General features: G+C 67.8%; 19 protein-coding genes and 2 pseudogenes. 8 read left to right on the plus strand and 13 right to left on the minus strand.

From position 1 onward, the window contains the following. Nucleotides 1–10 precede the first annotated feature (10 nt). From FHR37_RS20765 to FHR37_RS20785, 5 genes are all read left to right on the plus strand, one after another. Nucleotides 11–1,180 carry a neutral zinc metallopeptidase gene (locus tag FHR37_RS20765; protein ID WP_139239162.1) on the plus strand — a complete coding sequence of 390 codons (1,170 nt, stop codon included), beginning with the start codon at nt 11–13 and terminating at the stop codon, nt 1,178–1,180. A 160-nt stretch (nt 1,181–1,340) separates the two neighbouring features. After that, nucleotides 1,341–1,835, plus strand: a complete 495-nt coding sequence (locus FHR37_RS20770; protein WP_175542777.1) for a hypothetical protein — start codon at nt 1,341–1,343, stop codon at nt 1,833–1,835. 217 nt (nt 1,836–2,052) lie between these two features. Further along, nucleotides 2,053–2,619: a hypothetical protein gene (locus tag FHR37_RS20775; RefSeq protein WP_139239160.1), complete on the plus strand. Its 567-nt coding sequence runs from the start codon at nt 2,053–2,055 to the stop codon at nt 2,617–2,619. Nucleotides 2,620–3,017: 398 nt separating this feature from the next. Next, entirely contained in the window at nt 3,018–3,188 is a 171-nt protein-coding gene (locus FHR37_RS20780; RefSeq protein WP_175542776.1) for a hypothetical protein, read from the plus strand. Then, nucleotides 3,185–3,625, plus strand: a complete 441-nt coding sequence (locus FHR37_RS20785) for a type II toxin-antitoxin system VapC family toxin (protein ID WP_092888246.1) — start codon at nt 3,185–3,187, stop codon at nt 3,623–3,625. The genes FHR37_RS20780 and FHR37_RS20785 overlap by 4 nt, the downstream gene beginning before the upstream one ends. A 102-nt stretch (nt 3,626–3,727) precedes the next feature. On the opposite strand, the gene FHR37_RS20790 is transcribed toward FHR37_RS20785, so the two are convergent. The 13 genes and pseudogenes from FHR37_RS20790 to FHR37_RS31880 all read right to left on the minus strand — a co-directional run. Further along, on the minus strand, nt 3,728–4,282 hold the full coding sequence (locus tag FHR37_RS20790) for a phosphotransferase (RefSeq protein ID WP_202818342.1): 555 nt from the start codon (nt 4,280–4,282) through the stop codon (nt 3,728–3,730). 63 nt (nt 4,283–4,345) lie between these two features. Next, nucleotides 4,346–4,600 (minus strand): hypothetical protein, encoded by a 255-nt coding sequence (locus tag FHR37_RS20795; protein ID WP_139239159.1) that lies wholly within the window; start codon nt 4,598–4,600, stop codon nt 4,346–4,348. After that, complete coding sequence (locus tag FHR37_RS20800) at nt 4,597–5,418, minus strand: SagB/ThcOx family dehydrogenase (protein ID WP_092888240.1); 822 nt, start codon at nt 5,416–5,418, stop codon at nt 4,597–4,599. The genes FHR37_RS20795 and FHR37_RS20800 overlap by 4 nt, the downstream gene beginning before the upstream one ends. A 25-nt stretch (nt 5,419–5,443) precedes the next feature. Then, nucleotides 5,444–6,772 (minus strand): YcaO-like family protein, encoded by a 1,329-nt coding sequence (locus FHR37_RS20805; protein WP_092888237.1) that lies wholly within the window; start codon nt 6,770–6,772, stop codon nt 5,444–5,446. After that, a complete protein-coding gene (locus FHR37_RS20810; protein ID WP_092888235.1) occupies nt 6,769–7,890 on the minus strand; it encodes a TOMM precursor leader peptide-binding protein in 1,122 nt (373 codons plus the stop codon). The genes FHR37_RS20805 and FHR37_RS20810 overlap by 4 nt, the downstream gene beginning before the upstream one ends. Continuing rightward, nucleotides 7,887–8,120 carry a hypothetical protein gene (locus FHR37_RS20815; RefSeq protein WP_092888232.1) on the minus strand — a complete coding sequence of 78 codons (234 nt, stop codon included), beginning with the start codon at nt 8,118–8,120 and terminating at the stop codon, nt 7,887–7,889. The genes FHR37_RS20810 and FHR37_RS20815 overlap by 4 nt, the downstream gene beginning before the upstream one ends. A gap of 128 nt (nt 8,121–8,248) precedes the next feature. Further along, nucleotides 8,249–8,455, minus strand: coding sequence for a hypothetical protein (locus FHR37_RS20820; RefSeq protein ID WP_092888229.1), 207 nt, complete (start codon nt 8,453–8,455; stop codon nt 8,249–8,251). Nucleotides 8,456–8,485: 30 nt separating this feature from the next. Continuing rightward, nucleotides 8,486–9,481 (minus strand): radical SAM protein, encoded by a 996-nt coding sequence (locus FHR37_RS20825; protein WP_092888226.1) that lies wholly within the window; start codon nt 9,479–9,481, stop codon nt 8,486–8,488. 404 nt (nt 9,482–9,885) lie between these two features. After that, nucleotides 9,886–10,182: a hypothetical protein gene (locus tag FHR37_RS20830; protein ID WP_092888223.1), complete on the minus strand. Its 297-nt coding sequence runs from the start codon at nt 10,180–10,182 to the stop codon at nt 9,886–9,888. Next, nucleotides 10,179–10,532, minus strand: a complete 354-nt coding sequence (locus FHR37_RS20835; RefSeq protein WP_092888220.1) for a hypothetical protein — start codon at nt 10,530–10,532, stop codon at nt 10,179–10,181. Before FHR37_RS20835 ends, FHR37_RS20830 begins: the two co-directional genes overlap by 4 nt. Before the next feature lie 271 nt (nt 10,533–10,803). Beyond that, nucleotides 10,804–11,796 (minus strand): annotated as a pseudogene (locus FHR37_RS20840) (DNA cytosine methyltransferase); the annotation flags it as partial. Nucleotides 11,797–11,963: 167 nt separating this feature from the next. Beyond that, nucleotides 11,964–12,143 carry a hypothetical protein gene (locus FHR37_RS31875; RefSeq protein ID WP_175542771.1) on the minus strand — a complete coding sequence of 60 codons (180 nt, stop codon included), beginning with the start codon at nt 12,141–12,143 and terminating at the stop codon, nt 11,964–11,966. Nucleotides 12,144–12,157: 14 nt separating this feature from the next. Continuing rightward, a pseudogene (locus tag FHR37_RS31880) lies at nt 12,158–12,328 on the minus strand (2Fe-2S iron-sulfur cluster-binding protein); the annotation flags it as partial. Between the two features lie 578 nt (nt 12,329–12,906). Between FHR37_RS31880 and FHR37_RS20855 the strand changes: the two are divergent. The 3 genes from FHR37_RS20855 to FHR37_RS20865 all read left to right on the plus strand — a co-directional run bounded on the left by FHR37_RS20855 (nt 12,907) and on the right by FHR37_RS20865 (nt 15,578). Next, nucleotides 12,907–13,323 (plus strand): TOMM precursor leader peptide-binding protein, encoded by a 417-nt coding sequence (locus tag FHR37_RS20855; RefSeq protein ID WP_092888214.1) that lies wholly within the window; start codon nt 12,907–12,909, stop codon nt 13,321–13,323. Nucleotides 13,324–13,441: 118 nt separating this feature from the next. Beyond that, the gene (locus FHR37_RS20860; RefSeq protein ID WP_139239157.1) at nt 13,442–13,651 is read left to right on the plus strand and encodes a hypothetical protein; all 210 of its coding nucleotides are present in this window, start codon (nt 13,442–13,444) and stop codon (nt 13,649–13,651) included. A gap of 175 nt (nt 13,652–13,826) precedes the next feature. Beyond that, nucleotides 13,827–15,578: a purine-cytosine permease family protein gene (locus tag FHR37_RS20865; protein ID WP_237769057.1), complete on the plus strand. Its 1,752-nt coding sequence runs from the start codon at nt 13,827–13,829 to the stop codon at nt 15,576–15,578. The last annotated feature ends 10 nt before the right edge of the window (nt 15,579–15,588 follow it).

Here is a 15,588-nt window from a genome sequence, read left to right on the forward strand (position 1 = left end):
AGACTTCCTCTTGAAGCAGTCACCCCGCTTCCTCGCCGCCTTCGGCGCGAGCATCGTCCTCACGGTCGGATCGGCCACGGCCGCGTTCGCCGGCACCGGCGCCGTCCACACCGCCGCCCCGGCCGCTGCCGTCGCGCAGACCGCCACCCGCACCGCGCCGGCGACAGGTGACCAGGCCGCCGACCGGTTCGGGATCGACCGGTCCCCCGCCCGCGCCGCCGTACTGCGGGCCATCGACCCCGGCGACTACCAGTGCGGACCGACCGACTTCGACACCTACATCGACGGCCTGATCAACGGCCTGTCGAAGGACGAGCTCAAGTTCCTCGTCGCCCACACCGAGATGCTCGACATCCCGACGTACGACGCACTGCTGTACGGCTCGCCCACCGACTCCCGCTACGCCCTGCGGAGCGACTACCGGACTCAGCTGACCCACACGTTCCGGGACGTCAAGCGGTTCTGGGACATCCAGTCCGGCGACATCCAGCTGATGTCGATGCACGGCAGCATCATGGGTGACCCGGCTGCTGTGTCCCGGGTACTGCAGCTGCCGCTCGGCGAACCGTTCGGTCAGTCCCCTGCCGAGGCGGACCAGAACGCCAAGGAGATCGCCGCCGCGGTCGACAGCGGGATGTTCGACCACGGCAACAACCCGCTGTTCACGCTGAACGCGTTCGCGTTCACCGCCGAGGGCGACCCCGACCCGCTGGTCAAGGGTGTCCCCGACAAGCTGATCTTCGGTGACGGCATCGTCGACGCACTCAACGCCATGGGCATCGGCGACGTCGGGCCGCGCGCGGTGATGGGCCACGAGTTCGGCCACCACGTGCAGTTCGAGGACAACCTGTTCGAGTCCCCGCTGACCGGGCCCGAGGCGACCCGGCGTACCGAGCTGATGGCGGACGCGTTCGGCACCTACTTCGCCACCCACGCCCGTGGGCTCTCGCTCAACACCAAGCGGGTACTGCAGGCCGAGAAGACCTTCTACGAGGTCGGTGACTGCGCCTTCACCAACGACGGCCACCACGGCACGCCCAACCAGCGGCTGCGTTCCTCCGCCTGGGCCGCCGGCGTCGCCGACGCAGCCCGCCCGCAGGGCAAGATCCTGCCGTCGCTGACGTTCGCCGACATGTTCGAGAAGGAGCTCCCGGTCATCGTCGCCCCGGACGCCTCCTGATAAGTACGACAAACGCGCGTCGGCCCGGCCGCCCTCTCGGGGGTGGCCGGGCCGCTGTGTATCCGGCGTTTCTGACATCAACCTGGACACCGGCTACGTTGGACCATCACACGCACCACGAAGCGCACGGGGTAACCAGCTGATCCAGAAGGACGGTGACATGGAACAGCCCGACGCCAAGCCGACCCGACCCCGCACACGTAAGAAGACGGCCAAGAAGTCGGCCACGCCCGAATCGCTGAAAGCCGGCCAGGCCGCCGCCAAAGCCGGAGGAGCCACCGCCGCGAAAACCGGTGGGACAGCTGCGAAAACCACCGGGAAGACCGCGAAGAAGACCAGCGGGACTGCTGCGAAGAAGACCGGTGGGACAGCAGCGAAAACCGGTGGAGCGGCTGCGAAGAAGGCCGGCGGTGCTGCAGCGAACACCGGTGGTGCGGCCGCGAAAACCGGTGGCGAGGCCGCGAAGAAGGCCGGCGGGGTAGCAGCGAAGACCGGCCAGGCCGCCGCGAAAGCCGGAGGAGCCACCGCCCTGAGGCTTGTCTGGATCGTGCGCGACGCGGCCGTGGCCGCCAACGACCGGATCAAGCCGGTCGAGCGCGTCAACCAGCTGGTGACCTACACCAAGGATCACCTGCCCGGCCGCGGAAAGTCGTAGCTCAGCGCAGCCGTTGAGGACGCCGGCGGCCGGTGTACACCGGCCCGCGAGAGGCAAACCGCAAACCCTCCCCCCGATCGGGGGGAGGGTTTGACTTCTGTGGTGATCATGCTTCGAATGAAGTTACTTCCGGCAGCAGTACGCCGCCTGTTCGAAGAGTGTGGCGATCATCATGACCGACTGGCTGAGCTACGCAGATCGAGACCCGATCCCCGGTGTGACCGACGCACCGTATGACGAGGAGAAGAACCCCACCTGGAAGTTGCTGCTCCACACCACCGAAGGAGCGACATACCAGGTGGCACGTGCCGCGTACGTCAACGGCGGGTTCTCTCCGCACGTCACCGTCGGGCCCGACCCGAACCAGGTGGACCAGGTGCACTGCTGGCAACACGTGTCGTTCGCGTATCGCGCCACGGCCCTCGCCGACGACCCCGGTGGCATCAGGACCAACCGCGACTACGTTCTGCAGGTGGAGATCGTCGGCTTCTGTGATCCGAACTGGAGTAGTTCCCCGCTCTACATCCACAACTGGCCGTTGTGGTACCAGCAGGGTGTCGCCGCCGTACTCAACGACATGCTGACCGCTCGGCCGATCCCACGGGTGTCGACCGTCACCTGGGTGGAGTATCCCGCGTCGTACGGAGAGCGGGCTCCTCAACGGCTGAAGTGGAAGGCGTACGACGCGTACTCGGGAATCCTCGGCCACGAGCACGCGCCGGAGAACAGCCACGGCGACCCCGGGGACGTGTCGGCCTTCCTCCGTACCTACCTACTCACCTAGCCGACCCTCACTCGGCTCAGGCTGACACGCACTCGAACCACGCCTCGCCGATGTCGAGATCCTCGGCCACCGTGTCGGACTCCGCCCCACCCGGCCAAAGGTTCGCCTCGACGTCGAAGGCCGACGTGGCGGCGTCCTCATCCACAACTACGGCCACGGCGGCGCCGGCGTCAGCCTCGCCTGGGGATGCGCCAGCGCCGTACACGAGATCGTCTTCCGTGCTCTTCGCCCGCCGCTGGTGTGACGCGGGACGAGCTACGACCCGGGCGGCCGCGGGCCTTCTGCGTGTCTTAGCTCCCCCAGCCCTCGATTACCGCGTGTAACATACAGGGCCCGAATCGCCGCTCTCCGCTGTCAGGTCCGGCGACAACGCGAGGCGGGTCGGCTACATTGACGCCATGCCAGAGGAGCCATCGGTCGACATCGACGCACTACGCGAGCGGTTCCCGTGGGTCGGCCTTGCCACCTTCGACGAGGACCTCTCTGCCCGATACCGGGAACTCATGGCCGCTTCGCGACGCGACCATGAGATCGTCGAGGCGATCGAGGCTGCACGCCGCAGCGCATGAACACTCTCATCTGTGACTCGGGACGTCTGATCGCGAGCTACAACGTCGCGGACCGGCATCACGCCGCATGCATCCGCCTGCTCGGGTCGTGGCAAGGAACTCTGGCGTTGCCAGAACCAGTGCTGGGTGAGACCTGCGGTTTCCTGCGCAACCATGTGCGTAACGGACCCGCCCTGGAAGCCCGTCTCCTGGACGTTCTGACCAGCAGACCTGGAAACTTCGAGATCCTCGACCCCACGCCCGCCGACCGTGAACGTGCGGCCGAACTCGTCAGTCAACTGGTAGCTGCGCCGCTCGGCTATGTGGACGCGACAGTTCTCGCGATGGCAGAACGACTGAAGATCGTCGACATAGCCACCGTCGACTTCAAGTTCCTGGGTATGGCGAGTCAGGTCAGTCGCCTGTCACCTCTGCGTTGGGTGCTCCAGGAAAACTGACTTCGGGCGCACCCCGTGAACGACAGCGGCGGACCACGCAGGTTGGCCGTGTCTCGCTTCTTGGACAGTTCGTACTACGCGGGTGGGCGTTGCCAGGCATGATCATCTCCCCGGGCCTGTCGCGTGAGGGCCGGGGCCTGCGCGGTGAAGGGCGGGCACGTGCTCGGTGACCTCCGCGAGCTCGAAGGCCCGGTCGCTGCGGCCGGAGTCCTCGAAGTCGACGATCCGTACCCGGCGACCGTCCCACAGATAGTTGGCGAGGTTGCCGTCTCCGGGCCCGAAGACCGGCCGAACGCCGGTCGGGCCGTCCGCCTCGAGTCCGGACCGTTCCAGCCACGCGAGCCCGGCCGACAGTGCATGTCCTACTCGGCCGTCGACGAGCGCCGGCGACTCGGCGGTCCACCGCCGAACCTGTGTCACGAGGCCGGCCTGCCGGCCGGGGCGGACCGGGACCTGTCGAAGCGCGTCGACGGGCACCGCCGTATGGACCGTCTGCATGGGCAGCGGCTCTGGTGCGAGGCCGGACGCGTGTTCGTGCAGCAGCGTGAGGGCACGCCACTCACGTTCGGCACACCCGCCGTCGGATGCCGGGAACCGTTTGGTCACCTGGTCGCCGGCGAGATCGACCGCATGCGTACCCCCCGCTGTCCGGCTCATGCCGGACGATCCTGCCAGGTGCGGCTATGCTCGCCGCTCGCGCTCGGACGCACACGCCGACCGTCAGATCAGTTCCTCGACGGAAACCAGCTTCGACGACGAGCAGTTCCCGATGATGTCGCAGCCCGGTCCCCCGGAACAGTTTCCGATGATCGCGCAGCTGCCCGCCATGTCGTCGGTTCCCTGACCCTGCATCTGCAGCTGCCGGTAGACCTCCACCGCGACGGTGGATACGGCGGCCTCGGCCAGTGCCCGGCGCTGCTCGACGGTGAGGTCGAGTTCGCCGACCACGCGCCGCGCTGGTGACGTGTCCGTCATCGAAGAACCTCCTCTTCGGTTGTGGAACCCGCGTCCCTGCTACGTGACAGCAGCCCGAGAGTCCCGAGATAGATGGCGGCCTCGTCCACACCGTCGAGGTTCAACAGGTTGTTCACCTCGTCGTCGACGAATCCGCCGAACGGGCAGAACCCGATTCCCATGCACGTGCAGGTCAACGCGATGTTCTGGCCGACGTGTCCTGCCTCCAGATGCGCGAAGCGGTAGGCGCGTTCGCCGTACTTGATCCGGCTACGACCGAAGACGCCGGTTATAACGATCATCGCTGCGGCCGTCTCGCCTGCCTCAGGCACGAAGATGCAGTCGCGAAGCTGTGCCACCGGTCCATGATCGGGAATCAGGTCAAGGCTGTGGCGGCGCAAGTCGTAGTGGTAGGCACCGACCGGCAGCTCGCCGGCCTCCAGGTTCACGAGGTAGAGCTCGAGCGGGTAGAGGCCACCGGCCGACGGCACCGTCCTGAAAGGCAGCTCCGGGTCGCGCATTCCGTACGCGGAGAACAACACGTCGCCGAGTACCCGGATCGGCAGCGGTCCCTGCTCGTAGCGGCGAACCGACCGGCGCGTGCGCAGTGCGTGCCCGAGGGAGTCCGAACCTGGCGGCAAGAGCGCGGGCGGCGGCAGCGGTGTCGACGGTGAGTTCGCGTAGACCTTGAACCCGTGCGACATCGCCTGGATCGCCTCGGCCGTTGGGCCGCTCGCACCCGGCCGGCGGCGCGTCTTGCTGTTCTCGTGGTACAGCTCGGCGAGTGAGTCGAAGTGGTGGTCCAGGCCGCCGTCGGTGGACCACTCCAGGTCGATCATGGCCGGCTCCTTCGGTGGTCGTGGTTCACGGGAAGGGGTGCGGACAGTGGTTGATGCCGGCGCCCAGCGCCGCCCGGGCGCGCGGGCCCGCCCGCCACAGGCCACTGCCGAAATAGAGTGGGATCGATCCCAGAACGAGTGTTCGCACCACCGACAGACCCACTTCGGCGACGTCCGGCGTGGTCACGTCGACGACGACGACCTCGAGTTCCTCAGCCGCCAGGCGGGAGACACATTCCCTGATCTCGCCCAGCACGTCGGCAGCGGAGAATGGTTCGTCGCCCAGCATGACGGTCTGCGTCGAACGCAGCAGGAAGTCGGCCAGGTGACGTCGTTCCGGCTCCACGATCCACAGCACGTGGTCCTCGGTGCTTGTCAGCGCGTCCAGCGGCTTGCGCGGCCGGCCGCCAGGACGGTCGAGCATCGAGATGACCCACGGCACGCACTGTGCCAGCTCCTCCAGCGCGCTGCGAGCGGCGCGTTGCAGGGAGAGGTTGGCAGCGGAGGACACCACGGGCACACCGTTGTTCCGGCCTCGGAGCCAGGTCATGGCGAGCACCGCCGGAATCCCGGTGGTGGTGATGTCGACCAGGCGCACCCGCATGCGCGCGGTCTCGAACAGGCGCTGCGCGGCCAGCAGGCCGGGGTCCTTCGCTGTCCCGAGGTCGAGCGTGGGGTTTTCCGAGCGACGCAACCAGGTCAGCATCGAGGCGTCTCGCTCGACCACCTCGTACAGTCCGGACAGGACCGCCTCCTCCCTGGTGTTGCCACATGCCAGCCCGTTGGTCGTCTGCTGGACGAATCCCCGCGAGCCCGCGTGGACGGTGTGCATGAAGACAGCCTCGGCCGGAACGAGAACGGTGCGGTTCCGGGTGAGGGAGTGTCCCTCCACCCACGGCAGAATGTCGGCGCGCGCTGGCTCGCGGAACGGGAAGTCCGGGCGGGCGTACTGCTCCTCGTCGTACAGCACGAGGTCGACCGGGTCGATCGCGTTCTCACCGAGCTCGGCTGGGGAGGCCCACACCAGGTCGCCGTAGGGCACGAACCGCGCCGCGTATCGTTCGACGGCCTCGCCGAGTGCGCCGGCTGCGGCCTGCTGTCTCGAGGTGGACGTCGAGCCGTTGAGGGTCCCGAAGTCCTCCACGCCGAACGCGGTGGTGTCGGCGAGGATGCTGCCGTAGCCGAAGACCTGGGGAGTGTCGGGGTTCATCGGGCTCTCGAACAACGTGCGGATGACCCCGCTGTCGGAGTCCACCAGTCGCAGTGCCTTGGCGATCGCGTCTCGTGGCTGTGACCAGCCAACGGGACGCAGGCCGGCGACGGAGAACGGTTCGGTGAGCGGCGTTTCGGTCATCTGTGCCCGTCCGCGGCTTCGCTACCTGCCGGGTCGAGATCCCAGATCTTCATCTGTGGGCGGTACCTGCGTGGCCCGCACACCGGGCAACGAGGCACCTTCAGCACCTCGTGGCGGACAGTGGTGGCCTGGTGCGGATTCAAGCTCACGAACCCGCCGAGCGTCGTGGGCCGGAGTACGCCGCTCAACTGCCGTACCACCTCACCGGCCGCGGTTGCGCCCACCAGGTCCGAGAAGAAGGCCGGGATCGCTACGCCCGACGAACGTGTCCCGGTGGCTTCCCGGCCCAGGTCGACCGGAGTGCCCACGGCGTCGTCGAGCAGGGACCTGTTGCTCGCGAGCCTCAGCCGGAAGCACTCGTGACAGGCGGACAGGCCCTGGACCACGAACGGGCCGACCGTGGCGTGGTCGGCCCCGATGGTCGCCTGAAGGAACGGGGTCCCGGTCGAGATCGCGGTGTCGTTCAGCATGCTCGTGAGCTCACCGGTCCGGGTCTCGGCGCACTGGACGACGACCGCGGCACCCTCGAACCAGTCGGCGGGCAGGGCCTTTCCGGGACCCGGCCACTCGGCTGCGACCTCCACCGAGGTGCCCACCTGTGAGGGCGGGGCGTGTCCGTCGCCCGTCACCTGTTCCGGCCGGGCGATGCCGTCGTGGGCAAGTCGGAGGGTGCCCACACCGGAGGCGGCCAGAACCCGCGCCACCGTACGCCCTGTCTCGCCCAGCCCGACGACCGTGACGGTCGCCTGGGACAGGTCGTTCTCCACCGTGTTCGGATCCGCCCCGAGTGAGGTCCAGTACGACCGCTGACCGGCGTGGTCGTCGTGGGGCGCCGGCGTGACCACTGGGCGTGCGTCGTCGAGGAGGTTGTGGGACCGCAGGATCTCCAGCGCCCCGACCAACACGTCGCGCTCGACCCAGGGAAGCTCGCGGTGCAGGTCGTCCACCGATCGTCGGCCGTCCAACATCGGCAGCAGGGGCACCAGCAGTTCGGAGACCGATCGGCCCCGCAGGGTGACCGTCGTCGCGCCGCCGCGGATCAGCAGGGCGTCGTCGAGTGTCCTCGCGTGGAGGTAGTCGCGGAGCTTGGGACGGCCGGTCCCGTCCGTGGTCGTCATGCGGAACCTCCCTCGGCAAAGCCGCCGGACCTCCCCGCGGTTACGGCCTCGGTCTCACCTACCGCCGAGCAGCAGCATCCCGGCGCGCTGTCGAAGCCCTGTGACTGTTCCAACTTTTGGTAGATCTCGATCGCGCGGGTCGCGACCGCGCGCTCCGCGTCGCTGAGATCGGTGACTACCAGGTCCAGGCCCGGGCCATCCGCATTGTCGGGCATGACGTCCTCACTCATGAATCCTCATCCTTTCCGCGTCGTGCCGCCGACCCAGCAGAGGCCGGGTCGGCGGCACGCCTCGGAAGTGCCGGCTACGCACTTCCGACTCGCAGAGATGCCAGCCTGATCCTGTGCTCAGTCCCCGGTCAGCCGTTGATGGCGTCGGCCACGAGCTTCGAGCACGAGCTGCAGTTTCCGATGATGTTGCAGCCGCTGCTGTCGGCCGCCTGAGTGCCGAGCTGGCGGTAGACGTTGACCGCCACGGAGGCGGAGATGACCTCTCCGAGCGCCGACTGCTGCTCGGCGTTCAGGTCCAGGCTCCGCACGACGTCGCGGGTGGCTTTGTCAGCCATGACGTTTGCTCCTCCCTGATACCGACGGGTTCAACCCGTTGCCGGGTGAGACTCGCGCTCCAGTTCCTCGAACGTGATGCCGAGCTCACCGAGTTCACTCTCCAGCTGCTGGAGAGCGTCGTTGACCACTGCCCGCATCGCCGCGTCGGACATGATCGTCTGACACAGGTGGCACTGGTCGACAAATGGTTCTGTGGCGAGGTCCCGCTGAAGTCGCGCCCCGATGAACGGCACGAAGAATGCGGGGCCCACACCTTTCAGAACGCGATGAAGGGTGCTGGATCGCATTTTTTCGATGATGGTCGGCAGTGATTCTTCGCCGACATTTCCCGCGCGGAGTGGGGGTGTGAAACCACCGGGTGAGCAGCACGGATACACGTCACCGTTTGGTGTCACCGCCACTTTGGTGAAGAACTCCGCACAGCTTCCGCCGAAACCGCCTGGCTGTGCCGGGAGGTTCTCGGTCTCGGTTTCGCGCGCAGCCCGCCCTGCCGGAATCAGCGGCATCGTGACGAACGTGAGCCGCCTGCTCAGGTCACCGAAAAGTCGGTGGGCGTCGGTGACCCCGAAGGTGCGGCTTCGGACCACGTTGACACGGACCTCCAGACCGGCGTCCAGAGCGGCCCCGGCGGCGTTGAGAAGCCTTCCTGTGTTGGCGTATTCGAGATGGAACCTGCTCACGCTGATGCTGACCGCCGCGAGCCCGCGGGAGACGAGTGGCCGAAGGGCCCGTGCCGCAGCATCCGGAGTCACACCCCAGAAACCGTTCGTCGTCACCGACGAGGTGAGTCCGACGTCGTGGGCGCCGGCGACGATGGTGTGGAGGTCTCCGGGAAAGAGAAACGGTTCGCCGCCGCTGATACCCACCTCGGCGAACTCACCGGTGGGTGCGACTTCTCTGATGTGCCGAACGATCTCGGCCGGGCTCATGCGCCCTTCGGCGCGTGGATGCGACTCGTTACAGCAGTGGCGACAGCGGAAGTTGCATTTCTCCAGGAATATGAAGCCAAGGACACTTTGGTGCATCCCCCACCGCCCTCTGGCGTGAACCAGCAAGATCAGGTTCAAGTAGCTTCCGCTGGCCGGGATGCCTTGTCAAGAGTCACTTTCGCTGCCGTTCGGCGAGGGCCACCGCGGCGGAGGTCGGCCGTGAGGGCGCCTACTGGCGACGTGTCAGCGGTGGGTGCGCTGCCCGGCCTGGTCTGCGCGCGTCTGGCGAGGTACGGCGGGCCGGGCAGCCTCGCCTGGCTCCCCGCCACCCGCCTCCAGCTCGGCCGACCCGGTATCGACCGACTCCACCCCGGCCGGGCCGGGCGGAGCCGGCTCGACCTCGGCAGAACCACTGTCGGGGGTGGCTGTCCTGGTGGCGGCGGAGAGCTGCTGGACCAGCCCGCCCGCCGCGGTGTCGAGGAACCCGCGGCGCCTGCTGCTCAGCGTTCACCGGCTCGGTCTGACGACCGGTGCTGGTCGGCCCGCTGCTCGAGGTAGAAGCGGGTCTCGTCGGACATGACGAGCGGGTAGCGCATCGTGAACCACTGGATGTCGCGGGCCATCTCCATCGTGTCCGACAGGTACGCGATCGCGCCGGCGCCCTTCGCGGACGGGAACATCCGCTTGAGCCGCATCATCACGTGCGCTTCGGCGCGGATACCCCAGTGGCCATCCCCGTGGCGGAGCTCACCGTAGGTTTTCACCTGTTCGTCGATGTGGGTGACGGTGGCGGTCACTGGATCACCCCCGACAGCCAGACGAGGTGCACAGGCTTGCCTCCGATCTCCTCGGGGATGCCGCGGTGCGCGGCTTTGGTGGTGACCAGGACGAGCTCCTCGAGCTGGTCGCTGGCCGCGTAGCGGGTGAGCTGCCTGCGGACGTTGGCGGCGTTTCCGGCGACCTTGACTTCGATGCCGACGTTGCCGACGGCCAGGTCGATCCGGTCACGGCCGGACAGGCGTACCTCGCGCTCGGCGGGGACACCACGGCTGGCCAGCGCCGCGGCGATCCCTTCCTGCAGTTGCGCCTCGTTCGGCCAGGTGAACCGGAATCCGACGCTCGAACTCTTCCGGGATCGGCCCGCCAACCATGTGGTCGGTGGCCCGCTGCCGGCACCAGCGGACCTCGTGCGCGACCTTCGGGGTGATGGCCTCCATGCCCGGCATGGCGGGCTCGGTGGCCGCTGACTGCAGCGGGTGTGCACTCACGACCCCACCTTCGGCGGTGTTGTTGCGGACGACCATTCCCGCGGGCGGGGTTACCAGGCCGTGGTGGTTGCCTCCGGCGGTGATGGTGGCCAATCGCTCGGTGACAGGTCGCGCTTCGCCGTGGTTGCGGTTCTCCACGATGAACGGCAGCTACGGCAGCTTGCCGTCGGCGCGGGCCGCGCGTTGCACTGGCATGGGGATCGGTGGGGACATGGCCAGGTTGAGCTCGTCGACACCACCGGTGGTGGGGATGTCGAGGGTGAGCTCGGCGCCGTAGATGCGGTCCAGGCCGGCCTGGACCCTCGCCATGGTCGCGGGCACGAGCGGCTTCTTCCGCTGCCCGATCGGGATGCCCGGGATGCTCCAGTCGATCGCGGTGAGCGCCGGCATGACGTCGGGCTCCACGATCTGGTTGCGGCAGGTGCTGTGCGGGCAGCGGTAGACGTACTGGATGCCGTACCGGCCCATGTCCTGGCCCGGGTTCTTGAAGACCTGCATCGCCTTGACGTTGGTGTCGCAGCTCTTGCAGTACGCGGACGGGCGGAGCCACTGTCCCAGTCGGGCTTGCGCGCCAGCATCTTGTGCCAGTAGGCGAAGTAGAACCCGGTCCCGCGACTGCGGCGCCCGCTTCGACTTGGGCGCGTCCGCGTGCATCGAGTTGTAGGCGATGACACGGGTCTCGTAGCCCATCTCGTGGAACTCGCCGACCCACGCCTTCCAGTTCCCCCAGTGGCGCACTTCAATGACGTTCTCCACCACGCCCGCGAGGACGGGTCGGCCGCGGTCGTGCCAGTGACGCAGGTAGCGGGGCAACTCGTCCATGGGGGCCCGGGACCGCATGGCGCGGGCCTCCTCCTCGGTGACTTCCTCGTCGCCGAAGATGCTGACCCGGTTGGCCTTGTCGAAGGTGCGCTTCTTGCCTTTCGCGTTCGTCCAGTCCGGGCAGGCCGGGGACGCCCAGAAGAACGCGGCGTACGGGAAGCGGGTGAGGTCGGTGCGCCGGATGTCGCCGTCGTAGTGCTCGACGTCGGGGAAGTTCGCCTGGTGGCTCGCGATGGCCACCTTGTTGTGGTTGGCGGCGAAGATCAGCCGGAGACACGGCACTCGGCCCATGCCTTGGCTGGAGCCGCCGGCGCCCGCGAATTCGTCGAGGGCCGTGAGCTCGTCGGCCCACTTCTTGAGGGAGTGCCGACCTTGAGCGTGTTGCTCACCGGGCCCGCCAGGGCACCCCGACGTGGCGGCCGTGTTCGCTGGTCACGGCCGCCAGCCGCGGGCTGGAGTTGGGTGCGGTTGTTTCCTGGTTAACGCCGTCAGTGGCGGCCGGGGTTACGCAGCGGATCAGGGTTGGTGCCCTGGATGGCTGCGGCGGCGGCCCGCGCGACGCGCTCGTCGGTGACCCAGATGGTGATGCGGCGGGGGAAGACTCCGCCGCGGCGGGCGTTGGCGGCGGCGGCCAGGTCGTCGAGGGTGGGCCGAGCAGAACGGGCCATCTCCGCACCGTGCACGCACCACACCGACCGTGGTCACAACCCTTCTTCGGCGAGGTCACACCAAGCCGTTCCCGGAGGGCATCCAACAACGTCGTCCGCGTATCCACAATCAGCGATCGGGACTCGCCATCGACCCGGACAGTGATCTGGGCATCCACACTGATCTCCACCTGGCCGTACGGCATTTCATACGCTTATGCGACGTACCCAACCGACGAACCGACGACACCTCCCAAAGTAGTAGGTACGCCAATGTTCGCTGCACAGCCGGAAGGGGCAAAAAAAGACAAATGGGCCAGGATAAAGGAAGTACATGCTGTACTCCCCGGCCAAGACTCTTTGACGCGGAACATTCCCACGGCCCCCACGTAGACGTACCGCTGCCATGTACCCCGCGTTTCGACGACCACCGCACCGCTGACGCCGGTTCCGTCGACCGTGACCTACAGGGCCGCCCGCTGGGACGGCGGCCTTCCCGCTCATCGTCACCCCACCGATGAGGGTCGAAGTGCCATCGGCCGACGCCGCCACCGTCACCGATGCGGTCGACGACTTCGCCGCGAATGCGGTGGGGCGAGTGGCACCGATGCCAGAAACGCCAAGGCCACAATGAGAATGATTTGAACTGTGGGCGACCTGGTTACGGCGGCGACTCCTCCGACGCCGGCACGCGACGACCCCTGACGGATCGAACTCCTCTCCAATCCGGGCTGCCTCACTCGGCCGGGTCGTCAGCGAGACGGGCCTGGAGGCCGGCCTGCCGATGTTGTTCGGCCAGGTGTCGGGACCGGTCGCCAGGATCGGGCCGCTCGTGCTTCCCGGCGCGACCGCCTGTCTGAAGTGCACTGTGCTGCGAATGCTCGCGCGCCGGTGCCGCCGAGACAGGGTGCTCGAAGCTCTGCGCCGCAGCACCGACGGGGTACCGTCGCCCGCACCGGTGCACCCGGCGTTCCTGCGCGCGGCGACGTCTCTGTTCTCCCTCGAGGCCGGCACCGTCGCTCTGTCCCTTCCGTCCCAGACGGTGGGTGCCGTAGTCGAGCTCGTGCAGGGAGAGGCCCAGACCCGGCTGCGGTCCGTACGGCGGGTGCCCACCTGTCCGGCCTGCCACCCGGCCCGACCTCGTCGCTTCGGCTGGGACGCCGCGTTCCGGTCCCGCGTCCTCGCCGGAGACGACGAATGAGCGGCACGGGCCCGGCACCGGGCCCGGCACCGGCACGGCGGCGCTCAGAAGGGAGCTGGCGCCGGCGCTGGGCGCGTTCGACGGACTGGTCGACGACGTGTTCGGGATCATCCGTCAAGTGACACTTGTCAGGCCGGCGCCGGGTGCCCCGGAGGCCTTCGTCGCCCACGCCGAGCCGTCCAGCACCCTGCCGCTGACAGGGGTCGAGGCGGCCAACCAGGGCGCGGCCGCCTCGATGTCCGCCGAACGCGCGGTGGTCCGGGCGTGTGGGGAGTCCGGCGAGCGCTACTGCTCGGCTTCTTCGACCGCGACGCGATGCCCTTGGTGACCGCGGCTCCCGCACACCCCGGAACCACGTTACGAGCAGTTAATCACGCCGTCACCGGCCTGAGCGGATGTTGCACGACGGTGGTGCCACCACAGGGGCGCAGGGTCGCGTCGTTGGAGGTCCGTACGACAGTTCGCCGCACCCTTTCGAGGCGGCACATCCGAGAGGAACTTCGATGTCCTCCATCCCGGACCCGACCGAGGCTGCCGAAGCGGCCGAGGAACTCTCGCCCGAACCGTTGGTACCGGCAGGTGCGCACGTCGGCCGGCAGCGGACCTACGGCAAGACGGCGGCCAACGAGTCGCTCGAGGACTACTCGTTGCGATACGCACCGTTGTCGTTTCGCACATGGTCACCGTTCGTTGTCGCCACCACCGCCATCGGCGGGATCGCCTACCTCGCCGACTTCGCCATCGGCGCGTCCATCGTGCTCACCAACGGCGCGGCGTCCGGCATCACCGCGATCCTCGCCGCGGCGGCCATCATCTTCGTCACCGGCGTCCCGATTGCGCGCGCCTGCGCGAAGTACGGCGTGGACATGGACCTGCTGACCCGGGGAACCGGATTCGGCTACCTGGGTTCGACGCTGACCTCGCTGATCTACGCGAGCTTCACGTTCATCTTCTTCGCCCTCGAAGGCTCGATCATGGCGCAGGGCTTCAAGTACGCCCTGGGGATTCCGCTTCCCGTCGGCTACCTGATCTCGTCGTTGCTGATCGTGCCGATCGTGGTCTTCGGGATGAAGGCCCTCGCCAAGCTACACGTGTGGACGCAGCCGTTGTGGCTCGTCCTTCTGGTGCTGCCGTTCGTGGTGGTGGCGGTGAACCATCCGTCGGCCTTCGCTGAGCTGGGTTCCTTCGCCGGCCTGGACAGTGCGCACGGCGGATTCTCCTGGCACGCCTTCGGTCTGGGCATGGGCGTGGCGCTCAGCCTGATCGCACAGATCGGCGAGCAAGCCGACTACCTGCGTTTCATGCCGAAGAAGACCGCGCAGAACCGGCGCGCCTGGAACATCGCCACGACCGTCGCGGGACCGGGGTGGGTCGTCCTCGGGGCAGCCAAGCAGCTCGGTGGAGCGCTGCTTGCGGTGGCGGCCCTGAAGCTGGGCTCGAGTGCGGCGGATGCCGTCGAACCGATCCATCAGTACGCCGAGGCGATCAAGCCCTGGCTCGGCGGCGCCACCGTCGCGGTCGCGACCGTGTTCGTCATCATGAGCCAGATCAAGATCAACACCACCAACGCGTACTCGGGATCGCTGTCCTGGTCGAACTTCTTCTCCCGCATCACTCACCGGCACCCGGGCCGCGTCTACTACGTCGGGCTCAACGTCGGCATCGCGTTGCTGCTGATGGAGCTGAACATGTTCAGCTTCCTCAACACGATCCTCGGCTTCTACTCCAACGTCGGCATCGCGTGGGTGGGCGCGGTGTGCGCGGACCTGCTGATCAACAAGCCGCTGGGCTGGAGCCCGAAGTACATCGAGTTCAAGCGCGCCTACCTGTACGCGATCAACCCGGTGGGCTTCGGGTCGATGGCCGTCGCCTCGATCATCTCCGTACTCGCGTTCTTCAAGGTCTTCGGCGACGGCTGGACGTACGCGTTCAGCCCGCTGATCGCCCTCGTCACCGCACTGGTCCTGTCGCCGCTGCTGGCCTGGATCACCAAGGGCCGCTACTACCTCGCCAGGACCAACCTCGTCGTCGGCCCGGCGGCCGGGGACGTCGACTCCGCCGAGGCGCTCACCTGCGGTACCTGCGGGCACGCCTACGAGCGGCCGGACGTGGCGGACTGCTCCTTCAACAGTTCGCTGGTGTGCAGCCTGTGCTGCAGCCTGGAGAAGGAGTGCCACGACGAGTGCAAGCGGTCCGACACTCCCTCGGCGGGCCCGGTCCTGCTCGGAACCCCCAAGGTGGGCAGCCCCACCTGAGCGCGCAACC

Source organism: Actinopolymorpha cephalotaxi, assembly GCF_013408535.1.
Lineage (GTDB): Bacteria > Actinomycetota > Actinomycetes > Propionibacteriales > Actinopolymorphaceae > Actinopolymorpha > Actinopolymorpha cephalotaxi.